This window comes from Nostoc sp. UIC 10630, from assembly GCF_010747425.1.
GTDB lineage: Bacteria > Cyanobacteriota > Cyanobacteriia > Cyanobacteriales > Nostocaceae > Nostoc.
This window is the reverse complement of the sequence record NZ_JAAGOG010000083.1, coordinates 1-23,440: the sequence shown is the minus strand read 5'-3', so window position 1 is coordinate 23,440 and position 23,440 is coordinate 1. Positions and strand designations below refer to the sequence as shown.

The window sequence follows — 23,440 nt, the reverse complement described above, 5'->3', positions numbered from 1 at the left end:
CTGAATTTAATTCAATGATTGACTAGTTGTTCCTAGAATGGTGTTACCAGAAACAATTTTACCTTCCTCGTTTTTACGGCAAATTTGTAAAATATTATAGGGAGAAACGGCTGTGAGGTTAAAGGTTTGCTCTAGTATTTTATAAGTAGATAAGCGCTGATTAATATTTAAGGAAGCTTGAACAGTTACTTTCCCAGCAATATCAAGATTATTGAGGTTTTTGACTGTCACTATAAATTTATCTATAGTTTGCATAAACTCTTGGTAGTAGAGGGTACGCTTAATTCTAATTGTATTATTTTCTTTGACAGTTTCTGGTGTCAATAAATAAAATTCTGAAACATCATCTTGAAGGCGGACTGTGATTTGATTTAGTAAATCTAAGTTGATGGTACTTGGTTGGGAAATTTCTACAATTGCCGCAATTTCCAGTTTTTCAATAATTGCAGTTATATCAGGTTGTAACTCTTGAGTTTTTGGTGGATCAAACACTAGAAAATTATATGGCTTAGTCCATATAGTTTCTGTAATCTTCATCCCCGATTGTTGTGGCTGAATATTTTGTTTAAAAATTGTATTTCCTGCGATAATTTCTCTTTTCTCGTTTTCACGACAAATTTTGAGGACTGGTGATAAATTTACAGGTTGTTCTAAGAGTGTATTGTTATATTCAATTTCATTAATTGAAAAATATAGCTTTATAGTTAAATTTCCCACGAACTCTTTATCGGTTCGGTTTGACAATATAATATTGAAACCTGCCAAATTTTCTTGTAAGTGTTGATAATTTAACTTTTGTTTAATTGAAAATGATTGATTATTGATAATTACTTCTGGTGAGTAAGGGGTAATTGATTGCGAGTTTCCTTGGATCTGAATAGCTAACTGGTTCGCTAATTGGTTAATTGGAACATTATTAATTTTGTTGGGAGTGATTGTGGCTTCTATAGCAAAGGTTTGATTTTTTGGGGGTGCAAATAATTTGCAAGGATAAGCAACGTGCGATCGCTTAGTTAGTTGCATCGTTGGCACAAGAATTTTTAGGGAATAAAATGTCTGTGCCGGCTTTTCTCTGTCGATAATTGCTTTAGCAATTTTAGCCTGTCGCCAATACTTATCAGGATCGCGGTCTTTTAAGGTTAGTTGAACTTGAAAATAATTCGGAAAATTATCAAATTGATCGAATACTTCAACTTTTTCTCCAAATCCTGAATTTTTTAAATAAATACTCAAAATTTCGATTAACCCTGCTTTCGTCCCTCGCAAACCGTATAAGTGAACAATTTGTTGAATAAATGCTTGTTTGACCTCTACTTCCCAATCGTCCCTTAAACTCAAGGCTACCCAACCCGCTAACCAAGGTAAAAATTCCTTTGGAGTATGTTGAGGATTGAAATAGACATGAATATTATCAATAATTTCTTCTAATCCTGGTATATTCTGAGTCTTGGCTGTAATAATTTGCTCTTGATTTGGAGTTTCATTTAATCCACTGAGAATTTTTTCAAATGACAGCAACAACTGAGCAATAAAAACATCTTTTTGGAGAATTGCTGGTAAATATTGATGATAGGTACTAATTGATTCAGATTTTTTTTCGTTCATTACCAACTTCTACCAATATTGTAAATTTGCTATCTTGGATATTGATTTTTACTAACTGATTATCTGCTAAATTAATTTCGGATTTAGAGTTATTATTGTTATCTTTAATTTGCAGGTTTTCAATATAGTCAACACCTTCCAATTCATCTAATAATTTATATAATTCTGATAGGTAAACACTCCGACCAAAAGGCCATCCTTTTCCCTGCCAATATTTTCCCGATCGCAAGGGTGCAAAAAATATCTTGACTTCCTTTTCTGCCTGTTTTTTAACTTCTTCTGCTTGTGCGCCATCCCGAAGCACTAATTCTGCTTCTATAGCTATGGATACATACTCAGGTTCTAAGATATGCAGGCGGGTAGTTAAAAGTCTGCGATCGTCAAGAAATTTAAATAATAGTTCATATTTATTTACTTGATTTATTTCATTATTTTCAGGAACAACTACTAAACTAATATGTCCTTTGGCAAAGTTATCAGATGTTGACTCTAGATTTCGTTGTGCTAAACATTTAACTCTGGCAATTTTTAAGTTATCAGCATCTTCTGATTTATTCCAATCAATAAGCACCAATTTTTCAAAATCTGCTGGAGTAACAGCTCGATAAATTTTGCGTACTTCTAATAAAGTCTTCTGAATTTCTGATTGCAAAATATTTTGTCGTTCTTGGCTAGAAATATTAATGGGTAAATTCCATTCTTCGCCTTTAAGTAAACTCAAAAAACTAGCATAATTATCATCAGGAATTTGATTAACTCGGTAGAGAACCATTTCTGTTAACCATGCCAATAATTCAATCAGAATTATTCCCGTATCTGTAGGATTATGATCCGTCCATTCCGGGTATTCAAGCGGAATCTGAGAAATTGCCTCTTCTAGTAAGTTGGCATAGCTGCGATCGTCAAGATTGGGTAAGGGTAGAGTCATGATTAGAGGAATGGGGAATGGGGAATGGGAGATGGGGAATAGGGAATAGGCAAATAGGCAATAGAGGGTAAGGAATAGTTTTTAATTTTTTAATTTTTTGAGAAGGGAAATAATCAAAATAGCATTTCTCAGCAATTTCCATACCTTTTTGCCAAATTATTAAGTCTTTAAAATCCCGAATATCTGACATTTTTCACTCCTTTCTTATATTCACGAACCATTTACCTATTTGCCTATTCCCCATTCCCTATTGCCTATTGCCCTCTACCTTGACGTTGTGATTGCCAGAATAAATTAAAGAATCACCACTTAGTAATGACTTGCTTTCTGTTGCAGGTAACTGTACCTCTAGGAAATTAACATGATCTACTCCCGTAATGGATTGAATAATGGCGTAAAAATCGGATTTTTGCGGGTAGCGTCCAAATTGCCAGCCCTCTCCTGTTCCTCCAGTTAAGGGATGGAGAAAGGCTTCTAAGTGTTGTCTAACGATGTTTCTCACTATGTCTGCATCTTCGATCAACACAGGAGTGATAGTTGCAGTTACGGTGACTTCTCGCCATTTTGGGGCTGTAACCACTAAATCTACTGTCCCCGCACAACGGGAACGAATGTAAGTTTCGACTTGCTCTAGTAAAGCTAAACTAGGGGTTGGCTGGCGATCGCTACTGTAGGGCAGAACGATCAGCTTAACTTGTCCTGCACGGCGGTTAATTTCCCGCATCATTTTTTCAAAGTTATCTGCTTCGGTAGCATTAATTGTCTGCAACTTTTCCCGGAGGCTATCTTCAAATAACACATTTGGTTTAGTCGGATCGAGCCAAAGTTTTTCATTGAGAGGGCTAAAATCAGTTGTCAGCAAATCTGGTGTAACTACTTTGACTCTAGCCACATCTGTAGAAGCTTCGTAAGCTAAATCTGCTATGTCCTCAAGAGTGACAGCGCGATCGCGGTGACGTAATTGTTTTGGTACTCGTTCTTTCAGGCGATCTAAAGTTTCCTGTTGCGCCCCACCTGCTGCTGCTTCCAGGTTAATTACCCCATCAATGTAGGGAATGGTAGTTTTCAGTTGGCTAATGGTTTGTGCAGTGACGTTTCCCTGTTTACCTCCTCCAGTACGATAAAAAGACAGTCGAATATTATTGCGTCCTCTGGGAGGAATCATCCCAGCTTGTCCGTTTCCAAAACGAATTTCGCCTGTTTGTCGATCCAAAGTGTAATGGCGATCGCTCGCACTAGAACCGTAGAAATCTGCTACTTCCTGCCAAAATACCCAAACTTCTTCAATTTCCCCCAAATTATCTTTAATTACCTTGATGCGATGAGATTCTATGTTAAGGGGAATTTCTCCTTCTTGAATTTCTAACTGCTGTCCCATCAAAATGGGAATATTATTGGCAATAAAAACCTGATTTGGATCATAGTTACTTGAACCTAATACTTCTTCTCGGAGACTAATTGCCTGAACGGCCCACGTAGTATTAGTTAACAAGCGACGTAGACGAGGTTTAACCCGAAAATTACCTGACACCCAACGCACTCGCAACCAATATAGTTTTTTCCCAAAGTTTTCTCGAGGGCTAAAATCTGCGGGAGCAATAAATTTAATTAAACCTGGTTGCGAAAATGCTTGAGTTTCGTCTTCTACTCCCAATGGTTGCCAACCCAGAGAACTAGAAGATTCCCAAACTAATTGTGGTTGTTGGAGGCGAATCACTGGGGTATTCTGAGGATAATTTTGTTGCAGAGGTTGATTGGTGGTAACTAGGTTTTTACTAATATTACTAATAATATAGTTATCGTATTGTTTAGCGTTGAGTGGGTTCTGAATTTGGATGTGATCGCCTGTTTGCCAACCAGTTAAATCAGCAATTTGCAGCGTTTTCTCTCCAATATTTACTGTTGATGTAAGGACGGTTTTTTGTGTAATCTCAGCAGATAATTCATTTGGTAATGGGGCTTCAAACTGTGCATAAAGAGTAACTGTTTTATTATTAAATGATTTATCAAATCCCAGATAGAGGGTTGGTTCTCGATCTATGGTAGGTGTAAAGGGCTGAAAAGAACTCAAATTTTCTGGATGAGAATAGGTAAAATCATTCTCAGCAAAATAAATAGCTTTTTCTATCAGAGTAAATTCGTAGGTTAATTTTAATGACTTAATCAGAGGTGGATCGTAAGTTGGAGGAATCGTCTCCGTGATAATTAACTTACGCATGATTCGCGTCCCAACCCCTAAAATGGTGTTCAAAACTCCGGTTTCTAGCTTCAGCCTATTAGTCTCTTTGATGATTTGTGTAATTTTATTTTCTTCTGGAAACCCTCCAGTATAAGGAAGAATACGAATTGTATCACCAGTTTTAAATAAATCTAAAGTATCAACTTCAATTTCGTTGGCTCCTTGTTTAAATTCCTTTCTCAGAACTGCCAAGTCATCATAAACAGGATATGTGCGCTCATCTGCGGCTTTACCATAATGACCTTGAGTAATCCGAGCGCGAATCCAATAACGAGTTTCTCCATTTACAGTGCTAGGAAAAGGTATATTTTCTGCGTTAGGAAATTGTAACTTCGCCTGGATAGTATCTTTTTCAGTAAACTGAATTGCTGATGATTTTTCTATCCATTTAAGTTGATTATTTTTATCTGCTATTTCTTGCCATACTTGACCGTTACCAATTTCCCAGACAACTTTTAAATTATTTATATTTACAGGTTTGCGAGTTAAAGTTATATCAATACTAATAGTTACATTTGGCTTAATAAATGTATCGTCTAAAGCAATATAAAATGTATCATTAAGTTCGGGCTGCTCACCAAAAGGATAAAAATCTTTAGTAAGTTCTAAAGGAGTATTATTAAATAAGCAAATTTCAGGAATTAAGTTAGATTGTTTGATATTGATACTACCTTGAACATTGGTAACTTGAGGTAAGTTTCCCAATAGGGAAGATATATTATTTAAATTGGCTTGCAACCATCTTGCTGTTTTTCCTTGAAGCTCATAAAGAGCCGGAATAGGTAAATTGGCAAAAGTAAAAGTAATAGTCGATTGATTATTGTTCCGACTTTGGCTAGGAGTTGGAATGGCTTGCCATTGAGAACCATCCCAATAAGACCAATTAAGAGGTAAATTTTGTAATTGATTAGCACTTTCAACAGCATTATTGGTAGTAATAATTAGTTGTAGTTCCTTTAACTCTGGTAAAGCAAAAATTTCGGGACAGGTTATATAAAGAGAATGGGTAATAGAGCGATCGCCTTCCAAAGCTAAGAAAGCTGCATCTTTTTGTCCTGTTGCTGCCAAAGTGGGCTCTGAGGAAAGCATCTCAGAGAGATCGCTATACTTATCTTGATTGGGTTCGCGTAGGAATATTGCTTGTAATTGCGTTGTTGTGACAACCAACTCTCGATCCGTTTCAAATACGATTTCTTCGTCTGTGCCTTCTGCTGGTGGTGCCGAAACTTGAGTATGAGCAGGAACTAACCCATCTGTGGGGCTTCCTTGTGCCAAATAAAAGGTTAAAGGAACTTTCGCAGGCTGAGGTGGTTTGAGTTCTCCCCCAAGTAAATCAAGGAAAGCCAGAAAATTTTTCTCTGGAACTTGGTTGATGCGATCGCTGACTAATTTTACCATCCGCCCAAAGATGCGAATTAATGCTCTGCCAGCATCAGTTTTCTCTCCAGGTGCAGGTTTCCAGGTGGTATATTGCTCTACTAAATTCTCCGTTTGCTGAACAATTTCCTCATAGGTACGCTGGTCTATTTTGGGAGGTAAAGAAGACATAAAAAATTACTGTAAATAAAAAGGATAAACCAAATTAAAAATATTATTAGTTGTCCGAACTTGATAATTTATTTGAATTAAAATTACATTCGGTTGGTTAGGATCGGGAATGGTATCTACATCTAAAACATCAATGCGAGGTTCCCATTCAATTAAAGCATCTTGCACATCACTAACAATTTGCCCAACCGTTCCTAAACTGTTAGGAGAAAATACCTTTTCGTGAATATCACAGCCAAAATCAGGGCGCATTACCCGTTCTCCTTTGGCAGTACTGAGAATCATCCAAATTGATTGACGCACAACATCTTCATAACGTGCCACCTTAATTTGAGCATTTTCATCAAGTTGGACAGGTAAAGTCCATCCCACACCTAAAAAATCAATCTCCATTACATCACCTCCAATGAGCCATCATTTATTTTCACTCCGGCTGCACATTTAATCCCTAAACCAGATTGTGCTTCTAGTTCATATTTGGATTTAGCTTTAATTGTACAATTTGCACCTGCTTCTAATTGATAATTTTGTTTAGTTTTTATTCGTAAATTTTTACATTCAATTGATATATCATCATCACTACTTTTTAATGTAATTTTTCCTTTAGTTTCAATAGTTAAATCTTTTTCAACTTGAATATTCATTTTGTTTTCTTTAGAATTAATTACAATTTTATTTTTTCCCGTCTTGTCTTGAATAATAATCTGTTCCTTTCCGTCAGTATCATCTAAAACAATCATGTGCCCGCTTCGAGATTTAATAACTCTTTGATTATTTTCCCCATCTTCATTTGTTATTGGTGGTTTATCTTTACCATTCCACAAAGCGCCAAGAATATAAGGAAAATTCATATCACCTTGTTCAAAAGCAACCAAAACTTCATCATCAACTTCTGGCAAAAAGTAAAGACCCCTATCATTTCCTGCCATTAGAGTTACAACTCTAGCCCAGTAACTTTCTTCCTCTAAAGATAGCCAAGGAAATTTTACTTTGATTCTTCCTAATTTTTGGGGATCTTTATTATTAGTAACTATTCCAACAGTTACACCGTAGAAATGATTATTTTGATTGTTGGATATTAGAATATCAAGTCCGTTCATGTAGCATTCCTTCTCACTGTGAATGAAGTTTTATAACCCTGATTTTTTGAACAAGTATGTTCTGCGCTTATAATGTAATAAAGCCCGTTAAATCTTTTACCAAGTCCAACAATTTCAATCACTTTTCCAGCGCGTAAATTGGGATTGCCTTGACAACTTCCTTCACCAGAAATATAGGCGATCGCCATATCCTGAAATTGTCCCAATGCCATGCTATCGGCTTCTTCTTTACTTGACACAGGTTGATTTACAATCGTATAGCTCGATTCACCAAAGGCTTTTTTGGTTGCTTTTGTGCCGGAAGTTGAACCTGCCATTGTGCCACCTTCTTTTCCTACTGCTGCCTTACCCAATACCTCTTTCTTATCTTTAGGAATCCAACCTTTTACTTCTAACTGTTGTACCTGATTCATGGTACTTAAACGGGGAAAGAATTCTTGTAAATCTTCTCCATAAGTTAGAGTTAAAACTTTTGCCTTAGCGTTATTATGGGGGCGAAAATAGAGAGTTTTTTGCTCCACTGCAACTTCATAACCAATGCGTTTAGCTCTCTCTTTTAAAAACTCCCAATCGGTTTGATTATGCTGCAAAATATATTCTAACTTTACTTTACTATCAGTAACTTTTGCTGTAAGTCCCCTAGTTCTGGCAATTTGACTAACAATTTCACTATCCTTGATTTTTAGGAAGGATTTTGTGTGGCTACCTCGCAACAAACGATGGCGTAAATCATGACCACGTACCACTAATATAGGTGCTACATCCTGGGTATATTCTGGCTCTAATCCCGTAATTTCCCCCACCATGAGAGTTTTAAGTTCTTGTTCGTATCCAATCTGAATTTCTACTTCATTGCCAACATCAAATAATTTGTTATCTACCCATGTCATTTCTTGTTTTAATAAGTCCCAAGTAACTAATTGCAGCTCGAACATACTAGGTGCTTCCAAATCCTCAGATACCAAAACTGATACTAAATCAGCTTCTATTTCTGGGATTAAGGGCTTATTTTGAATCAAAATTTTGACATTAGGATTTAATAATGAAGCATCACTTGGCATGGTTTAACTCCTCTGAGTCAGGCTACTAATTCGCAAAGGAGGAATCGTCAGCACAGTTCCGGGATTTAAGAGCCGAGGGTTGTTTAAGCGATTTTCTGCCGCAATTACACGCCATAAAGCCGGGTCGCCATATTCTTCAGTAGCAATACTACTTAAAGTTTCTCCTCGTTTAACGATTCTCACAGGATCATCAATAGGGTTAGCAATCTTTGCCTTTTTTTTCGGTTCTTTCCACTCCTTGAATTGACAGCTTAAGGTGGCTCTAACAGGTGTACCATCTTCGAGAAAATGAGTCAGTTTTTTGGTGACACTTTCTAAAAAACCATCAGGTAATAACAAGCTATCTTTACCTGATATAGTTCCCCAAATTAGTTGACAACGAGGGGGACGTTTGGGATTTTTGCCAATTCGAGGCTGAGTCAAACTAAAAATTTTGCGGGTATAGTTTTGGACATTTTCTGGGGGAAATCCCATCAATGTGGTGTCAAAGAACAAATCAAGACTGAGTTTAGTTAATTCTTTAGATGCAACTGGGCCATAATCTCCCATTGACCAGCCTGATTTGACAATTTCTACTTGATTAGGGTTAAAAAGAACTTTAAATTTATCAGCAAAATCTCCTGGGTTATTTTTTTCGGCTTTGATAGTTAATTTCTCTAGTGCCATCGATTTTTACCTCTGCGTTCACTTTCAATGACTAACCGTCGCATTAGTTTGCGTTCAACCTGACTAGCTATAGCATCAACGTCAATATTGGATTGAGTTGCTATTGGCGAAACCGAGGTTTCTATTGGTGATACAGGACTACTAAAAGTTATAGGAGGTGAATCTGTATTCGATATTGAATTGCGGTTCGATATGTTCGCTTGATGGCTATTACTCTTTGATGATGGGGTAGTTTTAGCTCCAGGTAAAGGCAAAGATTGAGGTTTTAAGGATGGGTTACTTGCAGAACTTACAGAGACAAGGGGAAGGGGAGATGTGTTTTGCTTGTGATTAATTTGTGAGGTAGAAATAGTAACAGGTTGTGTATCAAGAGCCGATACAGGTTTATTTTGAGAAGTTGGTGAATTGATAGCAAATGATATTTTCTGCTTAGTCAAATTAACTTGAGGACTTATTGGTTGAGCAGTGACGATAGGAAGTTTTTTTGAGGAGATTTGAGATATTAAGTTTTCGTGCTTAGTTGAACTTAAATTGTCTGCTTGTGCTTGTTGTTGGCCAGCTAAATTATTTAAATCATTAACAATAGAAAGAGATCCCTGTGGTCTAGAATAATTCTGGAATTTTGCTTGAATAAGAGGTAGTTTTGTATCAGGAAGGCTGGTAAATTCCTGTGATGACAGCATTTCTGCTGTACGTGGCAATTGTTCAGTGATGGATTGTGGCGAAACTACGGGAATTTCTGATGAAAAGATAGAGTTGGCATCTACAATCGGTTGAGATGGGTGATTGAGATTGGATTCAGCGTTATTAAGCGGAAATGTTTGTGAGTCTGTCAAATCTCCTAACGTCATTTCTCCTATATGTGGAAATTGTTCAGCGATGGGTTGTGGCGAAACTACGGGAATTTCTGATGAAAACACAGACGTAGAATCTACAATCGATTGAGATGGGTGATTGAGATTTGATTCAGTGCTATTAGGCAAAGATGTTTGCAAGTCTGTCAAATCTGCTGTTTTTGGCAATTGTTCAGTTATAGGTTGTGGCGAAACTACGGGAATTTTTGGTGAAAAGATAGAGGGGGTATCTACAATCGGTTGAGATAGGTGATTGAAATTTGATTCAACGCTATTAGGTAGAGATATTTGCGAGTCTGTCAAATCTGCTAACGTCATTTCTGCTGTTTTTGGTAGGTGTTCATCAATTGATTTTGGCGAAACTACCGGAACTTCAGATGAAGATATAGAGGTTTTATCAATTTGCGTTTTTAAAGTTAAAGATTGTGTTGCTTCATCCGCAGAATGAGAACTTGATAACTCTGTAATATTTTGGACAGGGATAGTATTATTAACTGCTCTAGTTGGTAAAAATTGAGAAGAATCTAATTTTCTTTGAATTATATTAGCCGAAGGCTCAACTTGGGAGACAGTTGGCAAATTATGTACTCTATTCTCTACTTGTTGTTCTTGTGCTAATGAAACAGGCTGTGCATAAACAATCGGCATAGACTCCGACGATAGAGTATTAGTATTACCCCAACGTCGCATTTGTTGATTCAAAAGAGGTAAACGATTTAAAAAGCGATCGCAACGATTAATAATGCGCTGACCCATTGCCATTTTCATCATTCCCGGTTGACGTAGGGGACGATGAAGGCGATTTACCAACCCCTCATCAAGCGAATCTTGCCAATTGGATGAATTTGCCATGCTCCAACATAAAACTCCTATGCGATTTTTACTAAGCTGAGTACAACTATAAGAGTCTCCTTACCTATCACCTATTGCCTATTGCCTCTATATTCCTATAACTTAGAAATTCCTTGATGCACCAATTCAATTTTTTCTACAGCAATTTCATCGCTACTAGCGTTAAAAGTTGGCCCTTGCCACTTAACGGGATATGCTTTTTGAAATGTCCACCACATCACCGGAACTTGCTGACTATTAAGCAATAAAATCGTACCGTTTAACTGCTGAATCCATCCTTGACTAGTTGCTTTATACCAAATATAAAACAAATCAATATTTACTAATCCTCGGCTCAAAACTAAATTGGGATAGGTGGTATGTTTGGGAAATTTGTGAACAAAATCGTTTAAGCCTCCTTCCTGATAAGATTCCAACTCAATTTCACTACTTAAACCGCTAACTTCGCTAAAACCACCAACAACAACTCCTCCAATTTCTACAGCAAAGTTATAAGCCATGTAGGGATCGTGTCCCAATAAACTGGCCGTTGAACCTGCGGCTAAAGCTGCATTTAGTGCGATAAGTTTGGGATTCATTTCTTTATTGCTCAATCGCTAAGTCGCTGATTAATTTGTGCTACCTGCGTCACCCACTGCTGACGTTCTCGATGTTCCATTGTCATAATCTGTTCGTAAGACCAATGAAAATTGTAGGCAAGGTAAGCTACCTCCTCCAGCAGTCTTTCTGTGGGGTAGCAAACTACTCCCCCACGGGAATAGTTTCCACTTCAAACTCTCCGTCACAGTGGGGACACGCTACCCGCAGACGACTATGGCCGTTTTGATTAATCCTTTGATAAAAATCTTGTAAATAGACTAAATCTCCTGAAAATAAACCCTCAATTATTTTGGTATTAATTTGGTCTAATGTTCCTAGTTGGACTATCGTCCTTGCTAAGAGAATAATCACCAAATAACCAGGATTTTTCTGCACTCTTGGATCTCGGATGGGGGCAATTTCATCATAGGCAGTTGAAAGACGCATAATGCCTTCACGGTGAGTGTTACCTTCCGAGTCGAGATATCCTTGAGGCAAGATAAAAGGAAATTCAGTTTGCTGCATGATTTTGCTGAAAGGAAATATTAACCAATGGTGATACCTTCATGAACTAGTTCAAGAGTTTCTATCGCTACTTCGTCCGAGGTAGCATTAAAATCTGGAGCATTCCAAGTAGTAGGCCAGCTATTTTCTAAATTCCAGCGAATTTTTTCTTCTCCTTGGTCGTTAGCTAAAATAATGGAAAGATTACGTCTATCTGTTTCGCCATTTTGTAATTTTTTGTGCCATTCCCACAGTTCTTTATTATCAGTAATTCCCCGTTTTAGGGTAATGTTGCCATAAGTATTAAGACCGGGAATTTGGCGTTGATTTAATACTTTATCTGTTCCTTCCCGATAAGTTCCTGCTTTACGAGTCGCAGTCAAACCGCTACATTCACGAAACCCAGCATGAACAATACCATCCCATTCCACCCAAAAATTATAACCACTGTATGGATCGTGGGGATTAGAAATTGTTGGCATAATAGAACCTCCTGCAACAAATTTGAATTAAGTAAGTGTAATTCCGCTACTACTTTGAACAACTAAAAGTTGAATAAATTCTCCCGGAATAGTAGGGGCTAAACCTATTTCTGCTATTACTTGTCCCATTTCTCGATTTTCAGGGGGATTATTTTCGGCATCACATTTGACATAGAATGCCTCTTGGGGCAAAGCACCTTGGATAGCGCCTTGTCGCCATAAAGATTCACAATAAACGCTTAATTCCCTTTGCAGTCGCACCCATAAAGGAAAAGCATTGGGTTCAAACACTGTATCGGCTAAGTTACGATTTACCCAGCGTCCAAAGGTGAGAAATAAGCGACGCACGTTGACATATTGCCATTCAGCAATGGGGCTGAGGGTACGCACTCCCCACACTCGCATACCTCGTCCTTGGAAGCTACGAATACAATTTACTCCCGCTTGATTTTTTGGATTCAGCTGTTCTTGGTCTGTGGGGGTTAGGGGAAAACTGAGATCCAGTACCCCTGCAAGTGGAATATTAGCAGGTGCGCCATGTACCCCGATTGTGCGATCGCAACTTGCATATATTCCGGCAATATGACCACAGGGAGGAATAGGATCGACGCGAAATTCTACTTTTAGCCAAGGTGCATATAATGCCCCGTTTTGGCTAGAAATTCGTTGGCGTTGCTCATTTAGTTTTCCTAGATCATTCAAAGCATCAAGAATGGCAAAGCGATCGCCCATCTGCTCGCAATGTTTTAAAATAGCTTGCTGCATCTGCATAACTTCCCCATCTGAACCAAGCATGATGTCGGGAACACAAACCAAATCGACATTTTCTAAGACTTCGCTTGTCTCTAAACCTTGTTGGAGAGCCTCAAGAGTATTCTTAGATAAGGCTATAACATAACAAAGACGACCTCCGTTTTCAAAAAATCCTTTGATTGCATCTGCTAAATATCCCTTGGCTTGACCAAAATACTGCTGAAAATGCGTCGTCAAGGTTAGCTTTTTTGGTTCTTTCACTTCCTCTGTAACCAGACCAAAGAATACCGGAACACCTGTTAGTAACTCAGGTTCTGGAGTAGGAACGACATAGTTTAAAGAGATACCGGGTATTTTTGGCTCTAAAGTCGTCATTTGTCATTTGTCATTTGTCATTGGGGAGTAGGAAAAAACCACTTTCATACTTACCTGTGAAACTTGTTTCCTTGAGATCACCTCCTACCTATTCCCTATTCCCCATTCCCCATCCCTACGTTTCCGTCCCAGTCCATTGACTCAGACGGAAAATCACGAATTCCGCAGGCTTCACTACTGCTAGACCAATCTCTGTGACAACTTGACCCAAATCTCGAATTTCTGGGGGGTTGGTTTCGGCATCACATTTCACATAAAAAGCTTCTTCGGGTGTTGTGCCGAATAATGCACCTTTGCGCCACTCTACCACTAAAAAAGCACTGATATTGCGGCGGATTTTTGCCCAGAGTTCGGGGGTATTGGGTTCAAAAACTGTCCATTGAGTCCCTTTATCAATGGAGTCTCTCAAATAACTAAAATGACGGCGAACATTGACGTATTTAAACTCTGTATTAGCATCTCCGCCCAAAGTACGCGCACCCCAAACGCGGATATTCCCGTTTAACTTGCGAATCACGTTAATGCCATCGGGATTAAGCCCATCTTGTTTGGCTTTGCTGAGATTATATTTTAAATCTAAGGCTCCCAAAATAGTTTCATTGGCAGGGGCTTTATGTACTCCTCTTTGCCCATCAACCCTTGCATAAACTCCCGCAATATGACCACTTGGGGGAATATAAATATTGCTATTACTTGCAGGATCGAAAACTTGAATCCAGGGGAAATACAAGGCTGCATAGGCAGAGTTGAAGGGTTTAAGGGTATTCACAACTCCTGTGCTGCTAAGATCGATGGTATCTAGACTATCCAGAATCGCAATGCGATCGCCAAGTTTTTCTGCATGATCTTTGATATCATCTCTGAGGGCTAAATTTCCTGGTGCGGCGACAATAGTGATTTCATCAATAGCTTCAAACGCATCTAAAACACCAGCAAGTTTATTTTCTCCAGATATCCAGGTGACATAACAACGAGTTCCACCATTTCTAAAAAAGCCATAAACTGCATGAGCTAAGGTGTTTTGTCCTTGGGTATCGCCAGTAGGTGGTAAAAAATCACCAAAGAATTTCTTAAATTCACTAAAGTTTGTGATTGATTTAATTTCCCCTTCTTGGGCGATGTTGGGGTCGCTGGGAATTACTGTTACAGGTAGTTGGACTTGGTAATATCCGGTAATTTTTACCCCTGAAGCAACTGCATCTTTAAATTTTACGGTTACAGATTTTTCGGCATCGTTATTGGTAATAGGGTTTGTATCATCTAAAATAACAGGACTTCCACCAACGAAGAAGCCATAAGTCCCCACTGTGGTTACTAGTGGGTAATCTCCTGATAATAAGGAATAATTTTTTTGGTTTCCACCTTTACCCTCACCAATCTCAACTGGGCTTGTAGAGCTACCCACAGACTTAATTGAGGTGTTGTTAGTATTAGTTGATGACCAAGCATTGGCTTTAATCGTACCAATAAAAGCAGCAATACTGGTTCCAACTCCGACAATTGGGGCAGAACCGGAAGCTATTTCTTCGACGTAAACACCTGGAGAAAGATAGGTTGGCATTTCATTAGCTCCTTGATAGTAAGTAAGTCGGAGTAAATTGTTGGAATCAGGAAAATAGGGAATAGGCAATAGATATAAGAGGATGTTTGAAAAGTCCTCTTGTCGGTATCAAAAGTTTTAGACCCCTCTAAATCCCCCTTAAAAAGGGGGACTTTGATTCCAGTCCCCCCCTTTTTAAGGGGGGTTAGGGGGGATCTAAAAGTACCTAAAGTCACAGAGGAAAACTTTTAAAACCATCTCTAAAAGTTTTAGCTTAGTTTGTTTTTCCTCATAATAGTTGATTATTGTGCCTACTTACATATCCGACAATTATGAATAGTTATTTGGGTTTTAGAGCAAAATTCTGCTCCGAAATTACTTGGCCGCGCTGAATATTGAGTAAATGGGAAGCTTGTTGATAACCTGTTGCAGAGACGATCATGGTGATGTTTCGCTGACCTGATTTTGGTGATTCTAATCCGATTAAGCGATAATTACCTTGTTGGTCACTAATAGTAGTATCTCCACTATCTTGAATCTTGACTTTGGCATTTGTAATCAACTTTTTTGGCTCGTTTGCATCAATAATTCTTCCTTTAATTCCTGTGGGTGAAAGCACAATATCCGCCATTGTTGTGGAAATTTTGCCATTGATAGGGGAAGATATTTGAACTTTTGTTTTGACTTCGTTGTATCGAGTTGGGCTGGTAGGTAACGATGCTTCTAAAAGATATTCCCCAGGGGGTAAATTAGTAAAGTAAAAATAACCATCATTGCTGGTAATTTTGCGGTCAGGTCGCTCAGGCATTTTTTCCCATCTCGAACCGTATTGCAGTGCTTTTAGAGATAAAATAGCTCGGAATTTTTCTGGCATCTCAATAATTGCAACTATTGCACCAGAAATATTCTTTTGCGTTTCTCCTTGCAAAACTTTACCTGCGATCGCTATTTGTTGGTTAACTATAGATAGTTCGAGCATCGCTACTCCTGAAACTAAGAGTTTGGTTGATGAACTCCCACCAGTCCCGCTTCTTCTCCTGCTTCATCCACAGGAACGGAGATAGTGACAGTACAATGCAAGACAACCTTGGGTCTAGTTCCTTCCTTCCCCCCCATTGCTTGCCAAAATTCCCCAAAACTTTGTAAGTTACTGGGACGTAAACTAATTAGTCTTAAAGGAAGTTCTTGTCCTTCCAAATTATCTGCAATCAAGGTTTCGGGGAGTTTTCGATGTCGCAGCAATACCTTCATCACTGCTCCTAAAAGTTGATGTTCTGTCTGGACATCCTCTTCATTTTGTGGCCAAGCAGTAATTAGATAGGAACAATCTACCCTAGCTGGGGGACGTTTTCTAATTGCTCTGCCATTAGTTTGGCGTTCCACTGACCAAGCACTGCTGCGTAACTCCAGATTCTCCTGCACATCATAAAGAAATAAATTAATCGCTGGTTTTTGTTTAATTGCTCCTTGGTAAGGTGTAACAAAACTGATAAATACCTCTGTGTCTCCTGAAGGAACATCAGGTGGAAGTTCTCGCTTCAGTAGCAATTCTAAGGTAGTGTCTAGACCATCTAACATAATCTAAACAATGTTCGTTTTATGACACTGTTCATTTTGAAAGCTTATGAAAGAAAATAACTGATAGTTGAAAATAATACAACCAGTTACTAGCTTTATGAATAAAATATACATTAGTTAATGTCAATATTCTTGTAACTATTAGTAATATTTGCAAAAACTGTATTTAGGAAAAGTCTGCTAAAATCGATTGATTAAATTTAAAAAAAGGAACTTAACGTTGCAGAATCTTGCTGCGGCGCTCAAAACTGGGTTGGTTTTGCTCCGTGTTTTAAAATAATAATGTAATAATTTAGTCTACTAGTGCTGAATATAATAAATACTGAAAATTTATAACCAGCACAAACACTTAAGTATGTGTCATCACTATTTTTTATAGCAATCCCTAACCGAATGCCGGAGACGAACCATGTACCAAAAACAAATATTTCAAAAAGTTGCACCCTCGCTGCCATCAACGCCAATAAGTAAAGAGATTGCCTCTAGTCCCAGTTATGGATCATTGTCTTCAGTTGTGCAGAGAGTGCAACAAGACCCAAATAGCGTGAGTGGGGATGAGAGACAGGAGTTAGAAAGTGCGATCGGTACAAGGTCAACACAAGAGATTTTGGCGGGGAAGCAAACGCCGTGGATACCTGAATTTCAGGGGATTTCCGCCCAGCTTTGGGGTGGTGCTGGGCAGGTAGCGGCACCGATACAGGCGAAGCTGATAATAGGGGAAGCGGGGGATAAGTATGAGCAAGAAGCGGATCGGGTAGCTAAGGATGTGGTGCAGCAGATGAACACACTACAAACAAATGCACTGCCAAAGAAAGATTCAGCGCAAACACAACCGAATACTTTACAACGCCAGCAAACAGATGAAGAAAAATTGCAACTAAAGCAGTTACCAGAGATCGTGCAGCGCCGAGAAGCTATTTCTGGGGGTGAAGCATCAACAGATTTGGCAGACTCTATTAATAGTGCGAGGGGTGGTGGACAGTCTTTGGATGCCAGTCTGCAACAGTCAATGGGGCAGGCGATGGGAACAGATTTTAGTGGAGTCAGGGTACATACGGATGCTCAGGCTGACCAGTTGAATCAATCAATTCAGGCGAAGGCGTTTACCACAGGGCAGGATGTGTTCTTCCGGCAGGGTGAATATCAGCCAGGGAATAGAGGAGGACAGGAGTTGATTGCCCATGAATTGACTCATGTAGTGCAGCAGAATAGCGGTGCCGTTCAGTCTGCTGTAACCCAAAAACGTGACAATTGGGGAGAGGCAGATAAGTTTCTCCAAGCTAAAAATTATGTTATGTCAAAAGCACCTCAGGGTGTCATCCAACGCGGAGGAGCGGAAGATACCAGCAAGGATAATAGGACTGAAATAGAAGTGCTAAAAGAGGAGGGAGGAGTAAAAATTCTCTACTCTCAAGACAAAAAATATCATTATGTTGAAGCCCGAAAAGACATAACTTTCAAAGGTTCGGTATGGCTTGGAGAGGTGAAAATAGAACCTCCTAAAAAAGGTTATACTGTCCTCCACACTGATGCAACACAGGAGGCTCGTGGAGGATTGCTTACAGCTTTGATTCCTTTCGCTCTGAAAATTGTTGCGAAAAACCATATAGAGGAAAACGGCATGGTTATATTGCCAATGGGGGGTGGTGCAGTCATCAAGAGTATGGTGAAGCTGCTGAGTGAAAAAATAGGGGACACAGATACACATAGTGAAGCTACCAAAATAGAAAAGGGGCGCAAAGCTAAGGAAAAACAATATGTAGAAAGTTTAGGGTTTTTTGACAAAAGAAGCTACGAGAGTGCCAAAAAAGCAAATGTTAGTGAATGGAACGAGACATTCGATCAAGAACACGAAAAGCATATGGAGGCAATATTAAACACTCGCAAAGGCTCGTCTATTAACTTCATGTCATCAAAAGGGAGTGTGAAACGAGATGCTGAAGCAGAAAACCTTGGGCTAGAAGTCGATATCCCAACGTATATAGAAACATTAAAAAAGGCAACTACCATGACAGTAGAGATACCTGCTGCTTTAGTAAGGGAAATAGCCGATCAAATATAATAGAAAGTTATTGTAGTGCGATCGCCATTTTAGCGAAAGTAATAAAGGAGATTGAAAAAAATATTTAGGATAGTGCGATGCCTACAGCAGGCGTTGCTAACGTCCACAATCTCTCTCCATTTCCATATACTGCTCACTCAAGGAATATCCAGTGTATTCAACAGCAGCAGAAGCGCAGATATTTACCAAACCTATCTCCCAAGCTGTAGAAATTAGTCGCGATTTAAATGGATTGCAGCCTCTCCTAATCCGTTTAGATTGGCTAATTAAACAAGCGATTTTCACTCTGCAAACTCAGGAAAAAGTAGAGGGAGAATTCGGAGTTTCATGGTTGCAACAAACTGAAATCTCATCAGAACAACCGTCTATTACAATTCGGTCAGATTCGGTCTTAGCATGGCTGCAAAATACTTTTGGTTTATCTACTTTTGACTTAGATATACTAGCTATTTCCCTAGCACCAGAATTAGATCGTCACTATGAAAAAGTTTATGCCTATCTCCAAGATGATATGAGCAACAAAAGGCCTACAGTAGATATGGTCTTAAACTTGCTCTGTTCTAGCATTCCTGAAAAGCTATCACGACGTAAGCATTTTACTACTAACTCACCCCTCATTTACCATCGTCTGCTCCATCTCTGCTCGGAAACTCATCAGCAGCAATCGACACTTCTTTCTCATCGTCTAATACTCGACTCCCAAGTGGTGAGGTTGTTATTGGGTCAACCAGGGTTAGATTCCCGACTCATTTCTTGTTGTCAACTACTAGAACCAATCATATATTTCAATACTTTATATCTCAAGGCAGATGTACAAAAAGCACTAGAAGCCTTGCTGATAGAAGACTGGCAGAAACAACAACCCCTACTGCTCTATTTTCAAGGGACTGATCGCACGGGTAAACGCCACACCGCCCAAATTCTTGCTAAAACCCTGGAAGTTCCCTTGTTAGTTGCCGATTTAGCAAAGATGGTAGAGGATAAAGCCAACTTTGAGGAAAAATTGCAACTTTTATGGCGAGAAGCCTGGTTCTTTAATCGTTTGCTGTATCTCGATAACTTCGATATTCTTTACCTTCAAGATCATCAAGTTCTTTATCAATCGTTCCTCAGAGAACTAGAGAAAAATATAGGTATTACTATTCTCTCAGGAGTGCAAAATTGGATACCCACAGCGAAGGCTGCAACAGGGTTAATTACAGTTCCTTTTACAATTCCTGAGCCTAGTCAACGCCGAGAATGTTGGCAAACTCACCTCAAAGTAGCCCAGATAAGTATTGAAGATAGAGAGTTAGATGTGTTGTGCGATCGCTTTCTTTTGGCTCCAGATCAAATCGCTGATGCTGTCGCTACAGCCTATAATACCGCTCGTTGGCAACAACTTAACTCAACTAAATACAATAGCGATCGCAAAACAGAAAAACCACTACTGCCATTTTTTAACTTATGTAGTGCAGCCCGCGCTCAATCTGGTCACGATTTAGCGAACCTCGCCCAAAAAATTACACCAAAATATACCTGGGATGATATTGTATTGCATCCCAACCAAATAACACAACTAAAGGAAATTTGCAAAGAAGCAGAATATCGAGATTTAGTACATCAAAAATGGGGTTTTGCAGATAAATTATCTTTAGGAAAAGGTCTAAATGTGCTGTTTTCTGGGTTTTCCGGTACAGGTAAAACTATGGCAGCAGAGGTGATAGCCCATCAATTGCAACTAGACCTTTACAAAATAGATTTATCGCAAATAGTTAGTAAATACATCGGTGACACAGAGAAAAACCTCAATCGTATTTTTCATGCTGCCAGTAATTCTAATGCCATTCTATTTTTTGATGAAGCAGATGCCTTATTTGGCAAACGTTCTGAAGTGCAAGATGCCCGCGATCGCTATGCTAATATCGAAGTGGGTTATCTATTACAAAAAATGGAGGAGTATAAAGGAATTGCTATTCTAACTACTAATCTCCGTAGCAATATAGATACAGCTTTTGAACGCCGTCTCCGATTTATTATTGAGTTCCCCTTACCAGACACAAAAAATCGTTATCTAATTTGGCAAAGAATTTTTCCGAAAATTGCGCCTTGTAGCTCCGAGTTGGATTTAGAGTTTCTGGCAGAAAATTTTGACATTACTGGGGCTAATATTCGCAACATTTCTTTGACAGCAGCTTTTTTAGCAGCAGATGATGGGAAAGTAATCACTATGAAACATTTGATTGGGGCGTTGCGTAGGGAGTATCAAAAGATGGGACATATTTTAAGAGAAAAAGACTTAGGAGAATATATAATTTGGCGTTGATAGACGACTGTCCCCAGGTCAAACCCTATGGCGAACGCATCTAAATATTGAAGATCAATAATCAAGATTGAATTCCCCAAAAATAGACCACACACGGCTTTCAGAGAATTAAGCATCAAATCAAATAAGAATGATAATCGTTATATGGAGGTAAATTTGTGGCAGCCGTCGGCTGCCAAGTAAAACGTTGTTTAAGCAACACCGAACGCAAGTACTGCCGACAAGCTGCTTCTCCCCGATAAATCAAAATCCGCAGCGCCTGTACTTCCTGTATCGGAGAAATACTTTCTCTCAGCGATGGCTGGAATTAAATTCTGTTGCTTCTGCACATAATCTTGATGCTGCCGCTCTAACACAGCAATTTTGGAGTTTAACTGTTGTATCTGCCGCAATGCTTTTGTCAGGGACGATTCTTTGTTTTGAGAGCGATTATCCAAAGTGAATGACATATTTATTGCTCCTGTGTACAACATGATTTTCTTGATGAGCTGACCAATCAGGACATTTTTCATCAAGTAGCCGTGGGGATGAACAGCGCAATTGATAATCACGCCGTTGCCTTCGACTCCGTAAAAGTATTTGCGACCTCGGCACGGTGCAGGAATAGTTCTTGACTTGAGTAGTTCCTCTAATTCTGCGGCTGCAATTCGGCTGGCGGCGATTAGTCTCAATTCAACTAAATGCAGTAAGGGGTCGCCCGTTATACCTGTAAGGATTAGGCGAAGGTGGCAGTCACCTAATAAACAATCGTTTTTTTGAAATTCACAGTTTTGCACTTGCCTCATGTTCTGTTTTTCCTGCTTGCTGTGTAAATTGTTCGACTTCATCAATCGCCTCTTCAACTTCAGCTAGTACATTTATGGCATCGCCGAGATAGACATCATTCGTTGTTGAGAAGTAATGACTAGATTGGATCTGCCTATACTCTCGTGTACTCTATATCTGCTCAAAAAGCCTTTATAGCGAGTGAGAAATTTCGTTTATCTCGTCATCGTTATAATCAGGTAATAATGGCAGTATGTGGACTTGTCAGATTGCGGCTTAATTGCTCATGGTTTTTATCTGTTAATAATTGAGTTTATCGGGGAGAGAATAAATTTTTATTGTTTCTATCTTTTCCTTGCTAACTGATAAATTAGCTCGATTAATTCTCCTAAAGCCTTATTGTTGCGTCCACCAAGCGCTTGCGAGCACAATCCATTAAAATCGCTAAAACCATTGTATAGCAAGCATTTCATATTTTCGGATAAGTCTAATGTTAGAACTCTCGCCGACTGTAATTAAATCCCATCCTAACTACCAAAACTTACGATCTTACGGCGTTATTGCTGCTTAATTTTGTCCAGAGTATTGGAAGATAATACCATTGATTTGAGGAGTCAAGTATTATTAACTACTAAATTTATGATGTTACTGAGGTTTCATCTATCTAAGGAGATATGTCTTAAGTTGATATTTGCCATAGTGTAAGGCTATGTTCATTGTCTATTTACTCACCTCGCTTTGGAGCGGGGTTTTTATTTATGGAGTGTAGATAAATTTCACTCCATGAACTAAACGATTCGGCGTTGCATAAATGTGGGATGAATCAGTTAATCACGAGTATTTCTCTATACTTTAAATAGTGAAGTAACAAGCGGATTGAGCATTTAAGCATATCTGCTGACTTGGAATAGCATAATGTTTTGCGATAGCGAAGCGGTAGCGACGTTAGGAGCGTCTGTAAGCGTGCCAGATAATGACGTAACCGTGTATTTTCACCTTCTACTCTGGTCATATATGTTTTACTGACAATATGATCTCCTGGCTTAATAAAACTGGGGTAAACTTTCCATCCATCGGTAACATAAAAAAGCGCAAAGCCAGCAGCAAATAATGTCCCACAAAGGTTTAAATGTTTCAGCGCTGTGATCTCCTAAAACCCAAGCTAAAATTCCTTGACGGAAGTGGTTTACTGCTGCCCACAACCAAATTTTGTTTTTTTTAAACCTACAAAAGTTTCGAGTTCATCTAACTCTCCAACTTCTGGTATCTCGTTGATTGGCGGTGCATCTGGAAGTTTTTCACCAATAAGTTTTAACCAATAAATTACGGTTGTATGGTGAACTCCCTTATCACGCTCGATCGCTCGAAATCCCATGCCATTCACGTATGACCTTAAACAGTCTTGTTTTATCTCATCTGAGTATCCTTTTGGTGGACTATAGACATCGATAAATTGACGACCACATTTTACACAAATGTGATTTTACTTACCTCTTCGTTTACCATTTTTTCTAATCTCAGTAGAGTCGCAGTATGGACAATACACAGTACAATGCCTCAATTCATTCCTCTCCTAAGAAACCATCTCTGTAACAGAAGATTGAGCGATTAGATCAAAGCCTAACGCTTGTGCCTTTTTCTTCA

General features: G+C 38.8%; 18 protein-coding genes and 2 pseudogenes. 2 read left to right on the top strand and 18 right to left on the bottom strand.

Annotated features, from left to right (window positions below):
- Nucleotides 1-6 precede the first annotated feature (6 nt).
- The 16 genes and pseudogenes from G1O98_RS19495 to G1O98_RS19425 form a co-directional block, all read right to left on the bottom strand.
- Nucleotides 7-1,605: a phage tail protein gene (locus G1O98_RS19495; protein ID WP_163930729.1), complete on the bottom strand. Its 1,599-nt coding sequence runs from the start codon at nucleotides 1,603-1,605 to the stop codon at nucleotides 7-9.
- Nucleotides 1,586-2,533: a baseplate J/gp47 family protein gene (locus G1O98_RS19490; RefSeq protein WP_163930726.1), complete on the bottom strand. Its 948-nt coding sequence runs from the start codon at nucleotides 2,531-2,533 to the stop codon at nucleotides 1,586-1,588. Before G1O98_RS19490 ends, G1O98_RS19495 begins: the two co-directional genes overlap by 20 nt.
- Before the next feature lie 247 nt (nucleotides 2,534-2,780).
- On the bottom strand, nucleotides 2,781-6,320 hold the full coding sequence (locus G1O98_RS19485; protein WP_163930724.1) for a baseplate J/gp47 family protein: 3,540 nt from the start codon (nucleotides 6,318-6,320) through the stop codon (nucleotides 2,781-2,783).
- Between the two features lie 6 nt (nucleotides 6,321-6,326).
- Nucleotides 6,327-6,713, bottom strand: a complete 387-nt coding sequence (locus tag G1O98_RS19480) for a GPW/gp25 family protein (protein ID WP_163930722.1) — start codon at nucleotides 6,711-6,713, stop codon at nucleotides 6,327-6,329.
- Nucleotides 6,713-7,420, bottom strand: coding sequence for a phage baseplate assembly protein V (locus G1O98_RS19475; protein WP_163930720.1), 708 nt, complete (start codon nucleotides 7,418-7,420; stop codon nucleotides 6,713-6,715). The genes G1O98_RS19480 and G1O98_RS19475 overlap by 1 nt, the downstream gene beginning before the upstream one ends.
- The gene (locus G1O98_RS19470) at nucleotides 7,417-8,481 is read right to left on the bottom strand and encodes a contractile injection system protein, VgrG/Pvc8 family (RefSeq protein ID WP_163930718.1); all 1,065 of its coding nucleotides are present in this window, start codon (nucleotides 8,479-8,481) and stop codon (nucleotides 7,417-7,419) included. Before G1O98_RS19470 ends, G1O98_RS19475 begins: the two co-directional genes overlap by 4 nt.
- Nucleotides 8,482-8,484: 3 nt before the next feature.
- The gene (locus G1O98_RS19465; protein ID WP_163930715.1) at nucleotides 8,485-9,147 is read right to left on the bottom strand and encodes a LysM peptidoglycan-binding domain-containing protein; all 663 of its coding nucleotides are present in this window, start codon (nucleotides 9,145-9,147) and stop codon (nucleotides 8,485-8,487) included.
- Nucleotides 9,138-10,853, bottom strand: a complete 1,716-nt coding sequence (locus G1O98_RS19460; protein ID WP_163930713.1) for a hypothetical protein — start codon at nucleotides 10,851-10,853, stop codon at nucleotides 9,138-9,140. The genes G1O98_RS19465 and G1O98_RS19460 overlap by 10 nt, the downstream gene beginning before the upstream one ends.
- 95 nt (nucleotides 10,854-10,948) lie before the next feature.
- The gene (locus G1O98_RS19455) at nucleotides 10,949-11,431 is read right to left on the bottom strand and encodes a phage tail protein (RefSeq protein WP_163930711.1); all 483 of its coding nucleotides are present in this window, start codon (nucleotides 11,429-11,431) and stop codon (nucleotides 10,949-10,951) included.
- A gap of 11 nt (nucleotides 11,432-11,442) precedes the next feature.
- Nucleotides 11,443-11,577 (bottom strand): annotated as a pseudogene (locus G1O98_RS41140) (DUF6760 family protein); the annotation flags it as partial.
- Nucleotides 11,578-11,594: 17 nt separating this feature from the next.
- Entirely contained in the window at nucleotides 11,595-11,957 is a 363-nt protein-coding gene (locus tag G1O98_RS19450) for a hypothetical protein (RefSeq protein ID WP_012408133.1), read from the bottom strand.
- Between the two features lie 20 nt (nucleotides 11,958-11,977).
- Entirely contained in the window at nucleotides 11,978-12,418 is a 441-nt protein-coding gene (locus G1O98_RS19445) for a phage tail protein (protein WP_163930709.1), read from the bottom strand.
- 27 nt (nucleotides 12,419-12,445) lie between these two features.
- The gene (locus tag G1O98_RS19440) at nucleotides 12,446-13,546 is read right to left on the bottom strand and encodes a phage tail sheath subtilisin-like domain-containing protein (protein ID WP_163930707.1); all 1,101 of its coding nucleotides are present in this window, start codon (nucleotides 13,544-13,546) and stop codon (nucleotides 12,446-12,448) included.
- Nucleotides 13,547-13,661: 115 nt separating this feature from the next.
- Nucleotides 13,662-15,107: a phage tail sheath subtilisin-like domain-containing protein gene (locus G1O98_RS19435; protein WP_163930705.1), complete on the bottom strand. Its 1,446-nt coding sequence runs from the start codon at nucleotides 15,105-15,107 to the stop codon at nucleotides 13,662-13,664.
- A 319-nt stretch (nucleotides 15,108-15,426) separates the two neighbouring features.
- Complete coding sequence (locus G1O98_RS19430; protein WP_163930703.1) at nucleotides 15,427-16,065, bottom strand: carboxypeptidase regulatory-like domain-containing protein; 639 nt, start codon at nucleotides 16,063-16,065, stop codon at nucleotides 15,427-15,429.
- Between the two features lie 14 nt (nucleotides 16,066-16,079).
- Nucleotides 16,080-16,664 (bottom strand): DUF4255 domain-containing protein, encoded by a 585-nt coding sequence (locus G1O98_RS19425; protein ID WP_163930701.1) that lies wholly within the window; start codon nucleotides 16,662-16,664, stop codon nucleotides 16,080-16,082.
- Between the two features lie 409 nt (nucleotides 16,665-17,073).
- Here G1O98_RS19425 and G1O98_RS39285 point away from each other — a divergent pair, with 409 nt between their 5' ends.
- Nucleotides 17,074-18,726: a DUF4157 domain-containing protein gene (locus tag G1O98_RS39285; protein ID WP_202985804.1), complete on the top strand. Its 1,653-nt coding sequence runs from the start codon at nucleotides 17,074-17,076 to the stop codon at nucleotides 18,724-18,726.
- Between the two features lie 151 nt (nucleotides 18,727-18,877).
- Nucleotides 18,878-21,031, top strand: coding sequence for an ATP-binding protein (locus G1O98_RS19415; protein ID WP_345940568.1), 2,154 nt, complete (start codon nucleotides 18,878-18,880; stop codon nucleotides 21,029-21,031).
- A gap of 191 nt (nucleotides 21,032-21,222) precedes the next feature.
- On the opposite strand, the gene G1O98_RS40070 is transcribed toward G1O98_RS19415, so the two are convergent.
- Nucleotides 21,223-21,858 carry a hypothetical protein gene (locus G1O98_RS40070; RefSeq protein WP_243458480.1) on the bottom strand — a complete coding sequence of 212 codons (636 nt, stop codon included), beginning with the start codon at nucleotides 21,856-21,858 and terminating at the stop codon, nucleotides 21,223-21,225.
- A 761-nt stretch (nucleotides 21,859-22,619) separates the two neighbouring features.
- Nucleotides 22,620-23,342: pseudogene (locus G1O98_RS19405) on the bottom strand (IS1 family transposase).
- Between the last annotated feature and the right edge of the window lie 98 nt (nucleotides 23,343-23,440).